7 protein-coding genes are annotated in these 15803 nt (G+C 70.2%); 4 read left to right on the top strand and 3 right to left on the bottom strand.

All coding sequences use genetic code 11. The features are described 5' to 3' along the window. Positions 1-2: 2 nt before the first annotated feature. Positions 3-2324, bottom strand: a complete 2322-nt coding sequence (locus tag ACTMTI_RS46115) for a rhamnogalacturonan lyase (RefSeq protein WP_441127193.1) — start codon at positions 2322-2324, stop codon at positions 3-5. A gap of 395 nt (positions 2325-2719) precedes the next feature. On the opposite strand from ACTMTI_RS46115, the gene ACTMTI_RS46110 reads away from it, so the two are divergent. The 4 genes from ACTMTI_RS46110 to ACTMTI_RS46095 all read left to right on the top strand — a co-directional run bounded on the left by ACTMTI_RS46110 (position 2720) and on the right by ACTMTI_RS46095 (position 13412). Then, on the top strand, positions 2720-5920 hold the full coding sequence (locus ACTMTI_RS46110; RefSeq protein WP_441127192.1) for a LamG-like jellyroll fold domain-containing protein: 3201 nt from the start codon (positions 2720-2722) through the stop codon (positions 5918-5920). A 34-nt stretch (positions 5921-5954) separates the two neighbouring features. After that, positions 5955-12194 (top strand): RHS repeat domain-containing protein, encoded by a 6240-nt coding sequence (locus ACTMTI_RS46105; protein ID WP_441127191.1) that lies wholly within the window; start codon positions 5955-5957, stop codon positions 12192-12194. A 421-nt stretch (positions 12195-12615) separates the two neighbouring features. Next, on the top strand, positions 12616-12801 hold the full coding sequence (locus ACTMTI_RS46100) for a ferredoxin (RefSeq protein ID WP_441127190.1): 186 nt from the start codon (positions 12616-12618) through the stop codon (positions 12799-12801). 266 nt (positions 12802-13067) lie between these two features. Further along, complete coding sequence (locus tag ACTMTI_RS46095) at positions 13068-13412, top strand: hypothetical protein (RefSeq protein ID WP_441127189.1); 345 nt, start codon at positions 13068-13070, stop codon at positions 13410-13412. A gap of 145 nt (positions 13413-13557) precedes the next feature. Here the strand turns inward: ACTMTI_RS46095 and ACTMTI_RS46090 are convergent, their stop codons facing one another. Both ACTMTI_RS46090 and ACTMTI_RS46085 read right to left on the bottom strand, forming a co-directional pair. Continuing rightward, the gene (locus ACTMTI_RS46090) at positions 13558-14514 is read right to left on the bottom strand and encodes a sigma-70 family RNA polymerase sigma factor (RefSeq protein ID WP_441127188.1); all 957 of its coding nucleotides are present in this window, start codon (positions 14512-14514) and stop codon (positions 13558-13560) included. An 18-nt stretch (positions 14515-14532) separates the two neighbouring features. Continuing rightward, positions 14533-15732: an NAD(P)/FAD-dependent oxidoreductase gene (locus ACTMTI_RS46085; protein WP_441127187.1), complete on the bottom strand. Its 1200-nt coding sequence runs from the start codon at positions 15730-15732 to the stop codon at positions 14533-14535. Positions 15733-15803 lie beyond the last annotated feature (71 nt).

Genomic DNA, 15803 nt, shown 5'->3' with positions numbered 1-15803 from the left:
CGTTATCTTCCCGGCGTCCGCAAGCGGGGCACCGGCACCTGCGACCAGTCGACGTCCGAGCCGAAGTAGAAGCTCGGATAAGCCGGCTGGTTGTAGCCCGTCTGCTGCCTGGCCACCTCGACCCGGTACTGCGGGTCGTGCATCAGCGTGTACAGCTTGCGGTTCGTGACCTCCGTGCTGAGGAAGATCCGGATCGCCGCGCTGTCGGCCGTGCGCGTCAGCAGTTCCTCCCGCCAGTCGCCGAACACGTCGGCCACCAGCCCGGGATTGCCCTTCGTCCAGTTGTTGGTCAGGGTGCCCTCCGCGGTGAGCACCCTGCCGCGCTTCCAGTCGTCGATCGTCGGCGTCTGCAGCACGGTGGTGGCGGTGCCGTTGACGAGCTGGGTCGTCATGTCCGCCGCCCAGCGGATGCTCATGTTCGTGCCGGGCGTGCTCCTGCCCAGGTAGTCGCCGCGCGCCGACCACAGTCCCGCCTGGACCGCCTGGTTGGGCGGCATCGACGACCACGCCTCCAGGCCGCGCAGCGCCGGGTCGATGTCGCCGACCATGCCGCGCCCGGTGTCCACGCCGCTGTAGCCGCCGAACAGCACCTTCCCGGTGGCTGCGGCGCGCATCGCCCACCCGTACGGTGCCCACGGGCCGCCCTCGTGCACCGACCAGATCTCCAGTCCCGGGTGGTCGGGGTCGAGGTCGCCGACGTGGATGGCGTCGCCGTGGCCCAGCCGGACGTTCTGTCCTGGCACGTTGCTCTGCGGCGGACCCTCGGCGAACGACGAGTACAGCACGTCGCCGTCGTCGTCGATGGTCGCGGCGCCGTACACGATCTCCTGCCGGCCGTCGCCGTCCACGTCGGCCACGCTCATCGAGTGGAAGCCCTGCGTGGTGATGTCGGCATATTTCGGGTTGCTTCCCGGCACGCCGTGGGGCGAGGCGTTGAACGGGTTGGCCATCGGCGCGTGGCCGCTGTCGACGTACCAGACCTCCTTCAGCCGCCTGCCGTCCCAGTCGTAGGCCACCAGCGTGGTGCGCGTGTAGTAACCGCGGGCGAACACCGCCGACGGGCGCTTGCCGTCCAGGTACGCCACCGAGGACAGGAACCGGTCGACCCGGTTGCCCGGCTCGATCCTGCCCATCGCGTAGTCGCCCCACATCAGCCCGTCGTCGCCGCGGCCCGGCTTGTACGGGATGGTCTGCAGCTCCCTGCCGGTGGCTCCGTCGAGCACCGACAGGTATTCGGGACCGGTGATGACGAACCCGGCGAACTCCCGCAGCCGGTTGTTGCCGCTGCGGCTCGGCGCGTACACGTCGACGAAGTGGTTGGCCAGCTTCACGGCGTCCTCGTGGGACAGCGGGTACTGGTGCGCCGGCGCGATGCCGAAGGCCTGCTCCAGCGTGGCCGGCCAGCGTCCGGCGACCACCTCGGGGTGCTCGTGCCATTTCTCGAACATGGCGACGACGTGGTCGAAGTAGTCCGCGGCGCTCTTGCGGTAGTCGTCGGTGTGCGCGTATCCGGCCTTGACGTCCTGCCTCGGCATGGTGACGAACCGCTCGGAGACGACCTCGCCGCCGGCCCCATAGCGGATCATCTTCGTGCCGGGGGCCGTCTTGAGCATCAGCTCCGAACGGCCGTCGCCGTCGAAGTCGTAGACGAGGAACTGTGTGTAATGGGCGCCCGCGCGGATGTTGACGCCCAGATCGAGCCGCCAGCGCAGGGTGCCGTCCAGCTCGTAGGTGTCGATGTAGGTGTTGCCGGTGTATCCGCGCTGGGAGACATCCTTGGCGTTCGACGGGTCCCATTTGACGACGTACTCGTACTGGCCGTCGCCGTCCACGTCGCCGACGCTCAGGTCGTTGGCCGCGTACGTGTACGCCTCGCCCGCCGGGGTCACCCCGTCGGCGGGTTTCTTCAGCGGAAGATCATAAAACGATTTAATCCAGGGCGTGGCCGAGGCGCTACGCCGGCCCTCGCGGCCCTTCACGATCGGCGCGACGCGGTACGCCGAGGAGCCGGTGCCCGCGGTGTCGAGGAAGTTGGTGCTGTCGGTGACCGTCGCGATCGGGCGGCCGTCGCGGTAGACGCGGAAGTCGGCGCCCGTCATGCCGGTGGCGCCATGACCGGACACCTCGTCGCCGAGCAGCCGCCAGCTGAGGAACACGCCCTCGCCGGCGGTGGTCGCGACCAGGCCGCGGTCGAGGTGTTCGAGCTGGACGCCCGGTCCGGGCCGGCCGCTGCCGGCCGAGGCCGGGACCGCCGCGAGGGGCGTGCAGAGCAGGGCGGCTAACGCGGTGACGAGCGTGCGGCGGACGCCGCTGGGGGGTCTCATGACACAGGCTCCGGCGCATTAAATCGATATAATCATTCGGGAGGCTATTGGCCGCCTGTGAGGTTTGTCAAGGATGGATTTCAGGAGTATTTCGCGAAATCAATGCATCCCGCCTGGCCGCTCCCCGCGGAGGTCTGAGCTCAGGAGACACCGCCGCCGCCCCGGCTTGGCGAATATTTCCAGCGCATCCTGACTCGTGAAGAAATTTTGAGCAGAATGAGCAAAACTCTGGACCGGTCTATGGATCAGGGTGACAATCCGATCGTCAATCGAAGATCGTGGAGACGCCGGGCGGCCCCTTCGTCCCGCGCGTAACCCCTGCTCACCATGGGCGAGGCAGTATGCGGGTAATGCGTGGGACGGTCGCGGCGGCACTGGCTATCACAGTCCTGACAGTGCCCCATCCAGTGGCCTCCGCCGAGGCGCGGACCGTGCATCAGGTGCAGCCCCCGGAGGAGCCGATGGCCGCCCGTGCCCGGCAGACGGGGCAGCCGGTCGAGGTCGAGTCGATGCGGAGCGAGACCCGCCAGGTCTTCGTCAAGCCGGACGGCTCCTACAGCATGGAGCAGCACGTCCGCCCGGTGCGCGTGCGCAAGGACGGCAGCTGGGTCCCCGTCGACACCACGCTCCGCCTGCGCCCCGACGGGGCGGTCGAGCCGGTCGCCGCGGCGGTCGGGCTGACGTTCTCCGGCGGCGGCGACGCCCCGCTCGCCCGCTTGTCGCGCGGCGCCAAGTCCCTGGAGCTGGGCTGGCAGGGCACGCTGCCCAAGCCGGCGCTGAACGGCGACACCGCCACCTACGCCGAGGTCATGCCGGGAGTGGACCTCCAGGTCACCGCGGACGTGGACGGCTTCTCCCACGTCCTGGTGGTCAAGTCGCGGGCCGCCGCGGCGAACATGACCGAGCTGACGTTCCCGCTCTCCACCCATGGCCTGTCGCTGAAGTCCGACAAGGCGGGCAACCTGGAGGCCGTCGACAAGAGCGCGGGCACGATCTTCATAGCGCCCACCCCGAAGATGTGGGACTCCGAAGGCATCACCAGCCCACAGGCGCTCAAGGAAGGCCGCTCCCCGGAGGCCCGGGAGGCCAGGATGGGTGTGGAACTCGCGGGCGGGCGGCTGCGGCTCAAGCCGGATCAGAAGATGCTGGCGGATCCGAGGACGAAATTCCCCGTCTATCTGGACCCGTACTTCTCGGCCGCGCGCGGCTCGTGGACGGCGATCTGGAGCAACTGGCCCGACTCCAACTACCTCAACTCCAGCGACATCGCCCGCGTCGGCCGCATCAGCTCCTCCCAGACGAACCGCTCGTTCTTCCAGATGAACACCGGCTCGACCATCCACGGCAAGCAGATCATCAAGGCGACGCTGCGCACGTACGAGACGTGGTCGTACTCCTGCAGCGCCCGCAAGGTGGAGGCCTGGGGGACCAGCGCGATCGGCAAGAGCACCACCTGGAAGAACCCGCCGGCGAAGACCAGGTTGCTCTCCACGGTGAACGTGGCCAAGGGCTACAGCTCGAGCTGCCTGCCCGGCGGCGTGGAATTCGACGTCACCTCGTGGGCCGCCGACGCCGCCGCCAAGAAATGGCCCACCATGACCATCGGCCTCTATGCCACCAGCGAGACCGACGTCTGGGCCTGGAAGAAGTTCAGGAACAACCCGAGCGTGGTCATCGAGTACAACTCGCTCCCCACCAACCCCGTGGCCGCCGACGCGTGGTCGGATCCGGGTGGGACTTGCGCCTCCGGCGACACGCGGCCGATCATCAGCAGCACCGCGCCGAAGTTGTGGGCCCGGCTGAAGGACGCCGACAACTCGGTCAAGGGCCGGTTCGAGTGGTGGTCGGCCGCCGGGGTGAAGCTGGGCGAGCACGTCACCGCCGTGGGGTCGAGCGGGACCGCGTTCACCGCGGCCGTCCCGGCGGGTGTGTACGCCGACGGCGCGCTGATCCGCTGGCGGGTGCGCGCCGAGGACGGCAGGGCAAGCAGCGCGTGGAGCCCCTGGTGCGAGGTCACCGTGGACGCCACCGCCCCCGGCAGGGAGCCGGAGGTCAGGTCGCCCCAGTATGCGGAGAACGCCTGGAGCGACGGCGTGGGCCTGGCGGGCTCGTTCACGTTCGCCCCTAACGGCGTCGCCGACGTGGCTGCCTACGTCTACGGGCTCGACGCGACGCCCGGCACCGAGGTCGCACCCGGCCCGGACGGCACCGCGACCGTCCAGCTCACGCCGCGCCACGACGGCCCCAACGTCCTGGCGGTACGCAGCAGGGACCGCGCCGGCCAGTCCGGCCCGATCCGCACCTATGTCTTCAACGTCAACGCGGGTAAGGCGCCCGCAGGCCACTGGACGCTGGACGAGGGCCAGGGCACGGTGGCTGCCGACGCCGCGAACGCCCACCCCGCCACGTTGTACGGCGCCACGTGGACGACGGGCAAGACCGGCGGCGGCCTGAGACTGGCCAACGCCCACGCCCAGACCTCCGGCCCCGTCGTGGACACCACCCGCAACTTCACCGTCACCGCCTGGGCCCGCCTGACCGCCACCACTGGCACGGCCACCCTCCTCACCCAGGAGGGCACCAGGGCCGGGGCGTTCGCACTGCAGTATTCCAAGCCCGACAGCCGCTGGGCTCTGACCCGCACAGGCGCCGACGCGGACGCTGCCACGACCGCGCGCGCCCTGTCGGCCGCCGCGCCGCGCCTGAACGAATGGACCCACCTCACAGGCGTGTACGACGCGGCGGCCGCCGAGCTCTCGCTCTACGTCAACGGCCGTCTCGAGTCCACGGTCGCCTTCACCCAGCCGTGGAACGCCACCGGCCCCCTGACGATCGGCCGCGGCAAGGTCGCGGGTGCGGCGGCGGAGTTCTGGGCGGGCGACGTCGACGACGTGCGCGTCTACGGCCGGGCCATGTTCGCCGACGAGGTCGCTGAGCTGGTCAACAGCGCCGCCGCGCTGGTCGGCCACTGGAAGCTGGACGAGGAGTCCGGCACCTCCGCCGCCGACTCCTCCGGCCGGGCCACGGCCGCCACGCTCGCCGGCGCCGCCTCCTGGACGTCGGGCTGGCTGGACGGCGCGCTCGCGCTCGACGGCGTCACCGGCGCCGCCGAGGCGGCCAGGCCGGCCATCTCCACGGCGGCCGGGTTCACCGTGGCCCTCTGGACCCAGCTCGACCACCTGCCCACCCGCGACGCGGCCGCCGTCGCCCAGGCCGGGACGCGGGCGGCCGGGTTCCAGCTCGGCTACGACCAGGCGCAAGGGCGGTGGCTGTTCGGCATGGCCGCCGACGACACCGACGCGGCGGCCCTCGTACGGACCCGCTCCGACGCCATCCCGAACCCGCTCGAATGGACCCACCTGGCCGGCGTCTACGACCCCCTCGCCGGCCAGATCCGCATCTATGTCAACGGCCGCCTGTCCACCACCACCGTCACCAACCATGTCAGCAAATGGAGCGCCACCGGCCCGCTGCACCTGGGCCGGACCAAGACCGCGGGCGTCCTCACCGGCCACTGGCCGGGAACCGTCGACGACGTCCGCACGTACGACGGCGTCCTGAGCGCCGAGCAGATCGCACAGCTAGCAGCCCAGTAATTCCTGACCAGCACCCCCCGACTGGGAGAGGTACATGGACCTGCCGGACGAGTTAGACCTGCCCGAATCCCGCTGGAATCGTTTTCAGCCCCCCGACGAACCCGCCGACCTTCCCGACCCGTCCTGGAACGACCCGCTCCCTCCCAAACCCGAATCCCCCTGGCCGCGACGGCTGGCGACGGCGCTGTCGATCGTCCTCGTCGTGCCCGTGGCGTACGCCATGCCCGCCTACGCGGCCCCGCGCCCGGCGCCGGCCGTGCAGAAGGAAGCGCCGGTGACGGGCGGGAAGGTCCCCGTCAAGCCGCCGCTGGCGGATCCCGCCGCCAAGCAGGCGTGGAAGGCGGCTCCGGCCGTCACCTGGCCCAAGCCGCAGAAGGCGGAGCTGGGCGGCTCCGTCTCCACCCTGGCGGCCGGCTTCCCGGTGAAGCTGGCGCCGGGGACGGCCAAGACGGCGCAGGCGACGGCCCCGATCAGTGTCGAGTTGCTCGACACCGACCTGCTCGGCCTGGCGATGCGGGTCACGCCGGGGCAGGGGGTGGCAGCTGCGGCCAAGCCGGTCAAAACCCGCCTGGAGGTGGACTACTCCAGCTTCCGGTACGCCTACGGCGGTGACTACGGCTCCCGGCTGCGCCTGGTGAAGCTGGAGGAGTGCGCGCTCACCGGCGCGGCCGGCTGCGCTCAGCCGCAGCCGGTGAAGAGCGACAACAACGTCACGAGCGGCACGGTGACCGCCGAGGTCGAGACGGGCGGCCTGTACGCGCTGACCGCGGCGGCGTCCGGCCCGTCGGGGGACCACGCCGCCACCTCTCTGGCGGCTTCGTCCGACTGGAGTGTGGGCCCTCAGTCGGGCGACTTCACCTGGGGCTATGAGCTGCGCATGCCTCCGGCGCTGGGTGGTGAGGAGCCGGGCGTGTCGCTGGGCTACTCCTCCCAGAGCGTGGACGGGCGCACAGCCTCCACCAACAACCAGGCGTCCTGGGCGGGGGAGGGCTTCGAGCTGAACCCGGGCGGCTACATCGAGCGCCGTTACAAGTCGTGCATGATCGACGGCAAGAAGACCGGCGATCTGTGCTGGGACCAGGACAACGCCACCATGTCCCTGGGCGACTCGTCGGTCGAGCTCGTCAAGGACGCCACCACGAAGCAGTGGCGGCCCAAGCGGGACGACGGCACCAGGATCGAGGCGCTGACCGGCGCCACGAACGGCGACAACAACGGCGAGTACTGGCGGGTCACCACGCCGGACGGCACGCAGTACACCTTCGGCCTGAACCGGCTGCCCGGCTGGGCGACCGGCAAGCCGGAGACCAAGTCGGTGCAGACGGTGCCGGTGTTCGGCAACAACAGCGGCGAACCCTGCTACTCCAGCACCCCGGCCAACGCCTGGTGCCAGCAGGGCTACCGGTGGAACCTCGACTACGAGGTGGACACCCACGGCAACGCCACCACGTACTGGTACGAGCGCGAGACCAACCACTACGGCCGCAACATGAAGCCGGAGCTGGGCACCCAGTACGTGCGCGGCGCGTACCTCACCCGGATCGACTACGGCTACCTGAAGAGCGAGCTGTTCACCAAGTCGCCGGCCGCTCGCGTGGTGTTCGAGGTCGCCGAGCGCTGTCTGCCCAGCGGCACGGTGACCTGCGCCGCCGACCAGCTCAAGAAGGAGACCGCGGGCTCCTGGCCGGATGTGCCGTTCGACCAGATCTGCGACGCGGGCGTGAAGTGCATCGACCGCCTGGCTCCGACGTTCTTCACCCGCAAGCGCCTGGCCAAGGTCACCACCCAGATCCTCAACACCAACACCGCCAAATGCTCGGGCGCGCAGTACTGCTCGGTGGACTCGTGGGCGCTGGCGCACCAGTTCCCCGCTTCGGGTGACGGCATGAGCCCGGCGCTGTGGCTGGCCTCGGTTCAGCAGACCGGTCACGTGGGCGGCACGATCACGCTGCCCCCGGTGAAGTTCACCGGCGTGCAGCTCCCGAACCGGGTGGACGCCCTTGAGGGCCGCGCCCCGCTGGTCAAGTGGCGGGTGCAGGCGATCAACAACGAGTCCGGCGGTGAGCTGCGGATCAACTACTCGCCGGCCGACTGCAAGCCGGGCGACGTTCCCGCGGCCGACAAGAACACCAGGCGCTGCTTCCCGCAGCGCTGGGCCCCGCCGAACGAGGCCGAGGTCACCGACTGGTTCCACAAGTACCTGGTCACGCAGACCATCGAGGTCGACCGGGTCGCCGGCTCCCCGAACGTGGTCACCGACTACGAGTACCTGGACGGCGCCGGCTGGCACTACGCCGACAACATCCTGGTCAAGCCCGAGCACCGCACCTGGGCCGACTACCGCGGCTTCGGCCGGGTTCGCGTCCGCCAGGGCGACGGGCAGGACGGCAAACGCACGCTGACGGAGTTCCGGTTCTTCCGCGGCATGCACGGCGACAAGCTGGCCGACGGCTCCAAGCGCAGCGCGCAGGTGGAGGACTCCGAGGGCGTCAAGCTGGACGACCTCGACCAACTCGCGGGGTTCGAGCGGGAGGAGGTCCTGTTCGACGGTGACGGCGGGGCGATCCTGACCGCGACCGCACAGGAGCCGTGGTCGGTAAAGACGGCCGAGTCCACGCAGGGCGGTGTCACCAAGGCCGCGCACGTGGTCGAGCCCAAGTCCATGGTCACCCGCACCGCGCTGCCCGGGGCCACGTGGCGGCGTACCGGCGAAGACCGCGCGTACGACGCCAAGGGCCTGCTGCTCCAGGTGGACGAGAAGGGCGACCTGGCCAGCGCCGATGACGACGAGTGCATCCGCTACAGCTACGCCCGGAATGACACCTCCTGGATGCTCGACTATCCCAGCAGGGTTCAGAAGGTCGCCGCCGGCTGCGGCACCGCGGTCTCCACGCTGGCCGCCGGTGAGGTGATCTCGGACGAGAAGATCCAGTACGACGGCCAGGCGAACGGCCAGCCGCCGACCAAGGGCGACGTGACCACGGTCCAGGAACTCGTCTCGGCGGACGGCCAGACGATCACCGGCACCACCCGTACCTACGACGCCTACGGCCGCGAGACCAGCGAGACGGACCCGGTCGGCACCAAGTCCGTCACCACCTACAGCCCGGCCGCCGGCGCCCCGGCGACGGAGACCACGGAGACGAACCAGCTCGGCCACGTCGAGCGCACCCAGCTCGAACCGGCCTGGGGCGAGCCCATCGCCGAGATCGACGCCAACAACCGCCGCGTCGACATGGAGTACGACGCGCTCGGCCGGCTGATCAAGGTCTGGCAGCCCGATCGCAGCAAGGCGGCCGGGCAGTCGCCCAACACCGAGTTCTCCTACACGGTGCGCACCGACGGGCCCAGCGTCGTCACCACCAAGACGTTGCGCGCGGACGGCGGCTACACCACCAGCCACGAGCTGTACGACGGCCTGATGCGCGAGCGCCAGACCCAGGAACCCGCGCCCACGGACGACCAGACGACGGATCCCGCGCTACGTGACGGGCGCACGATCACCGACACCTTCCACAACTCCCAAGGCGAGGAGTACAAGGCCAACACCGGCTACTTCGCCACGGGCACGCCGTCCACCGACCTGCTGGCGGTGGCCGACTCCGCCGTCCCCAACCAGGTCGTGTCGTTGTTCGACGGCGCGGGTGAGGTCAACGCCGAGATCTTCAAGGTGAAGGGCGTGGAGAAGTACCGGGTGACGGCCAAGGAGGAGGGCGACCGGCTCCACGTCACACCGCCGCCGGGCGGTACGGCGACGACCCGGATCGGTGACGCGCAGGACCGGCTGATCGAGCTGCGCCAGTACAAGGGCGCGACCCCGACAGGCGAGTACGACTCCACCAAGTACACCTACGACCACGCCGGCCGCCTGTCCACGGTGACCGACCCGGCGGGCAACGTCTGGCGCCACCACTACGACCTGCGCGGCCGGGAGATCAGGACGGAGGACCCGGACAAGGGCGTCACGACCACCACGTACAACGACGCCGACGAGATCGTCACCACCACCGACTCGCGCGGCAAGACCCTGTGGTACGACTACGACGCTCTGGGTCGCAAGACGCAGATGCGCGAAGGCTCGGCGAGCGGCCCGCTGCTGGCCGAGTGGAAGTACGACGCGCTGGCCAAGGGAGAGCTGAACGCCACCATCCGGTACGTGGGCGGGCAGGCGTACACGGCCGAGATCAACGCCATCGACACGGCCTACCGCATCCTGCGCCAGACCGTGACCATCCCGGCGCGGGAGGGCAAGCTGGCCGGCTCCTACCAGCTCAACACCCGCTACACGCTCGACGACCAGGTGCAGTCGGTCAGTTTCCCGGCGGGCGGCGGGCTGGCCGAGGAGTCGGTCGTCTACAGCTACGACGGGCTCAGCCAGCCGACCAAGGTCACCGGCCTGTCGGCGTACGTGAGCGCGGCCCGCTACTCCAAGATGGGCGAGACCCTCCAGTACGAGCTGGGCGAGGGCACCAAGAAGACCTGGCTCACCTACACCCATGACGAGGGCACCCGCAGGCTGACCGGCATGCGGCTGGACCGGGCAGGTGCCGCCGCCAGCGATCTGGACCTCAATTACACCTACGACGCGGCCGGCAACATCACCAAGATCGCAGAGAAGGCCGGGGGCCAGGACACACAGTGCTTCAAGCACGACCATTTGCGCCGGCTGACCTCGGCGTGGACGGCCACCGACGACTGTGCCGGCGGCGCTCCGCAGTCCGGGGTGATCGGCGGCGTGGCCCCGTACGCGGTCAGCTACGCCTATGACGTCACCGGCAACCGTACCCAGGAGACCAAGCACGCCTGGGGCGGCGCGGCCGAGACCGTACGCGCCTTCACCTACCCGGCGGCGGGCGGCAAGCAGCCGCACGCGCTGCAGGCAGTCGGAGCCGACCTGTTCGCCTACGACGCGGCGGGCAACACCACCCGGCGCAAGGTCGGCACCTCCGACCAGAGCCTGGTCTGGGACGCCGAAGGCAACCTGGAGTCGGTGACCGAGGCCGGCAAGACGACCTCGTTCGTCTACGACGCCGACGGCGACCGCCTGCTCCGCAAGACCCCCACCGACGCCACCCTCTACATCGACGACATGGAACTGCGCCTCGACTACGCCAAGGATGTCGTCGAGCAGACCCGCTACTACACCATCGGTGGCGAGGCCATCGCGGTGCGCACCCCGGACAACCAGGTCTTCTTCATGGCCAACGACCACCAGGGCACCGCGCAGGCCATGGTGAACGCCGGCACCGGAGACGTGGCCATCCGCAGGCAGACTCCGTTCGGCGAGGACCGCGGGACACCACCACCCTGGTGGCCGGGACAACGCGGATTCGTCGGCGGCACCAAGGACGCGACCACGGGGCTCGTCCACCTCGGCGCCCGCGAGTACGACCCCACGAACGGCCGCTTCCTCTCGGTCGACCCGATCATCGACGAGGCCGATCCGCAGCAGCTCAACGCCTACGCCTACGCCAACAACAGCCCCGTCACGATGAGCGACCCCGACGGGCAGCTGTTCTGGTTCGCCGCGGGCATCGCGGCCAGGATCGCGGCGCGCTACATCGCCAAGCGGCTGGCCCAGGCCGCCGCCAGGCGGGCGGCGCAGGCCGCTGCCAGGCGGGCGGCGCTCGCCGCGGCCAGGCGCAGGGCCGCCGAGGCGGCCAGGAAGCGGGCACTGGAGGCGGCCAGGCGGAGGGCCGCCGAGGCGGCCAGGAAGAAGGCGGCCGAAGCAGCGAGGAAGAGAGCCGCGGAAGCGGCCAAGAAGAGGGCGGCGCAGGCGGCCAGGAAGAAGGCCGCGCTGGCCAGGCAGCGGGCGGCCGCCGCGGCTGCCAGGCGAAGAGCGGCAGCGGCAGCGCGCCGGGCAGCGGCGGCCAGGCGACGGGCCGAAGCTGCGCGCAGGGCGGTGACCAGGCGTGCGAGCAGGCCCCGGACCACGGTCAGGCATCGGCCCGCCGTCCGTCCGACCAGTCGCAGGGCGGTCCAACGGCAGTCGCCGCCCAAGGCACAGCGAAATCCGCCGAACACCGGCCAGAGTCAGTCGCGCGGGCTGACCGACGCGCAGAGACGCTCGATCGACGAGCAGTTGGGAAGGACCCAGTCCACCGGGGCGTACACGAGGAGCGCCCGGACCGAGACGGAAGGCATCGCGTGGCAGGGCACTGCGCACGGCCCGGCCTCCAAGCCGTACGCGTCGGAGGCTCCGCGTTCGAAGGGGTGGGCGCGCGCCTATCGCATCTGGGAGATCTTCAGGCCGCCGGCGGTCCCCCCCAACTAACACCCATGCCGTGTGGTCAAGCGTGATACGGCGTAGTCAAGGTTAGTCGAAAGAGCAACGGAGCTCCTGCCCGAACGGTGTCGACCAAGATCACTGTTCGGTGCGGGAGCTCCGTTGTGACGAATGACTGAGCCCAGGGCAAGGGGACGAAGACAGGACCGCTTCGATCTCTTCTTGCCGGACAACCCCGGATAACTTCTCGACGCTGCCCCTGATCCGCCAGCCACCGGCGTTGGTGAAGTCCACGACCTTCAGGTACGGACCTCCGCTATTGCCGAAGTGAGCCTCGCCGTAGAAGCTTCCGCCGCAAAGTTGATCACCGGGGCTAATCGCCCCGTATGTCCAGGCCCCGGGTGTATGTCCAGGCCCCGAGGAAGCAGCCGCCGCGCGAACCGACCGGAGACGCATCCGCGAAGGCTGTGTGAGCGAGCGAGCCGACCACATCAGAGCCGGCCAGTGCGTCCTGACCGAGCCGGCCGTCTTCGACCAGGACGACGACGGCATCGTGGCCCTGCTGACCGATCACCCCGGCGACCAGAGCGCCGCACAGGCGCGCCACGCCGTCATCCTGTGCCCATCTCGAGCCCTGTCCATCCTGCAGGAGTAAGCCCTACCCGGGTGGACTACGCGTCCGTGCCAAGAGAGGGCGACGTAGGTCAGACCTTGCCTCCAGTTCATCTGAGCTGGAGGCAAGACGAACCGGGATCTGGGCACACGCCGACCAATCACCCCTCCACCAGCGCCTCACCTGCCCTGAGGTAGGCGTGCCGTATGGGCTCCGGACTCCTATCCGTGACCCAGGGTGCAAAGTAGCGAGATGATCACGTACTCACCGCTGTGTCGACCGGTTCGTCGTGGTCGCGCAGCATTCGCATGACGGTGGCCGGTGAAGGGTGCTGGCCCTTCTCCTCGCCGGTGGTGCACTGGGCCAACCGGTCAACGGCCGGGAGCACGGCACGCACCGTGCTGGCCGGGGTCGCCGCATTCGCACGCCTCAGCGTCCGCATCCGCCTCACCGAGGTCAACGGCCAGCCCGGCGCCATGGCGTACGACACGCAGGACCGGCTCGTCGAGGTCATGGGACTCGGCATCGCCGACGATGGTCGGATCCAGACCATCCACCTTGTCGTCAACCCCGACAATCTGCGGCACCTCGACCAGGTCAGCGACCTCGGCGCCCGGCTGCGCGCACAACGCCGATCCGGTGGCAACCCCTGACCGAAGGTCGCGCCCGCGACGCGGCCGGCGACGCCGACGCCGTAGCACGCCGGTCCGCCCGGCGGCGCCGCTCGAGTCCCTCCAGGCACTGACCCCGGCCTTCCCCACGAATCGGCCCGGTCACGCGGTGGCGGTCGGCGTCGGGTCACCACTGGGTGATGAGCGGCGTGTCCGGTTCGTGCTGCCGCCAGGCTTCGGCGAGGCGGGCGAGGCGGGTGGGGGCGGCGATGCCGCGCACGGTTGCGATCTTGCCGTTGGTGATGTCGAACGCCACGGCACCGACGACCTTGTCGCCGACCACGAAGAGGATGGCGGAGGCGCCATTGACGAGCGCGTAGTGGATGGCGGGCGTGCCGCCGGCAAATCGCCGTTTCGCGGGTGTGGGTCTGAAACCGGCCCGTACGACGGCGGCGATGCGCTGCGGAGTGTCGTACTGCAGCAGCGTCTCGGTCAGGCCGGCGCCGTCGGAGATCCCGGTCGCGTCGTCGGTGAGCAGCGCCGCCAGCCGTTCGGTGCGGCCCGAGGAGGCAGCGGCGAGGAATTCCTCGACGATCCTGCGGGCGGATGCCGGGTCGACTTCGCCGACGCCGCGGCGGCGTGCGGCGGTGATGCGGCGCCGGGCCCGGTGGAGGTGCTGCTGGCTTGCGGACTCGGAGATGTCGAGGATATCGGCGATCTCGGCGTGGCTGTAGGAGAACGCTTCGCGCAGGAGGTAGACGGCCCGCTCGAGGGGTGACAGGCGCTCCATGAGAGTCAGTACGGCCAGGGAGACCGATTCGCGCTGCTCGAAAGTGTCGGCCGGGCCGAGCATCGGGTCGCCGTCGAGGAGCGGTTCGGGCAGCCAGGCGCCGACGGTGCGTTCGCGGCGGGCTTGTGCCGAGCGGAGCCGGTCGAGGCACAGGTTGGTGACGACCTTGGTCAGCCATGCTTCCGGCACCTTGATCCGCTGCCGGTCGGCGGCCTGCCAGTGCAGGAACGCATCCTGCACGGCGTCTTCGGCGTCGGCGGCGGAGCCCAGCAGCCGGTACGCCAGCGAGGCCAGCCGGTTCCGGCTGGCCTCGAACCGACCGGTGTCGAAACGATCAGTGGCGGTGCTGTCCACGCGGACCACCCTAGGCGGCTACGCGACCACCTTCGCGGCAGACACATCCGGCGCGGCTGCCAGGCGGCGCCTGCGCTTGGGCACGCCGAAGGTCGGGTGCGAGTTGGCCCACAGCGACATCTTGAGGATGCCCGCCTTGACCCGCGCGGCCGTCCGGCCGCCCACATACGTCGGCTTTGCTTGCCCTTCGTCGTCGACCAGCTGGAGGATCCCGTCCCGCCGCCCGAGGCTGATGTGGTTGTACGAGTAGACCAGCTTGGTCTTCGCAATCTTGCGGCCGGTCAGGCGTCCCACGATCGCGTGGATCGCCTGCCCACCGGTGAAGCCGGCCGAAGCGCAGGACATCGGCAGCGGCCGGCCGTTGTCGCCGATGGCGTAGGCGCTGTCGCCGGCGGCGTAGACGTTCGGGTGCGAGACCGACCGCATGGTGCGATCGACGACGATCCGACCGTTCTCGGTGACCTCCAGCCCGCTGGCGGCGGCGATGGGGTTGACCGCGAACCCGGCCGTCCACACGGTCGCGTCGGACGCCAGGGCGGTGCCGTCGGCGCACAGCACCCGCGTCGCTTCGACGGCTTCGACGCTGGTGTGCTCCAGGACGGTGATGCCCAGCCGGTCGCAGGCCTGGCGCAGGTGGCTGCGGGCTCCGGCGGAGAGCCGGGCGCCCAGCTCACCGCGGGCAATGAGCGCCACCGACAGCCCGGGCCGGGATTCGGCGATCTCGGTGGCGGTCTCGATGCCGGTCAACCCGTCGCCGACGACCAGCACACTCCCGCCTTCGCCCCGCCTGCCCAGGCTGTCCAGGCGCTCGCGCAGGCGCAGCGCCGCGGGCCGGGCGGTGACGTGGAAGGCGTGCTCGGCCACGCCGGGGACGCCGCAGTCGGCGACGTGGCTGCCGAGCGCGTAGACAAGCGTGTCGTAGCCGAGCTCGCCGCCGCCGTCGGCGTCGGCCACGGCGACGACCTGGCGCGCGGGGTAGACGGCGGTGACACGGGCCAGGCGCAGCCGTATCCCCGTCCCCGCGAAGACGTCGGCGAGCTTTTGAGCCTCGATCTCCCGGCCGGCCGCCAACTGGTGCAGCCGCAGCCGCTCGACGAAGTCCGGCACAGCGTTGACCACGGTGATCTCGGTGTCCGCCGGGGACAGCCGGCGGGCCAGGTTCCCGGCCACGTAGACCCCGGCATAGCCGGCGCCGAGGACGACGATGCGGTGCTTCATGTGGTGCTCCTGTCGGTTCGCTTGCTCTCGGTGAGTTGAGCGGAACGGCGCCCCGATTGCTGACAGGAACT

It is taken from the genome of Nonomuraea sp. H19, from assembly GCF_052068215.1.
Classification (GTDB): Bacteria; Actinomycetota; Actinomycetes; order Streptosporangiales; family Streptosporangiaceae; genus Nonomuraea.
Note: the sequence above shows the minus strand (reverse complement) of the source record. Positions and strands in the feature narration are given on the sequence as shown.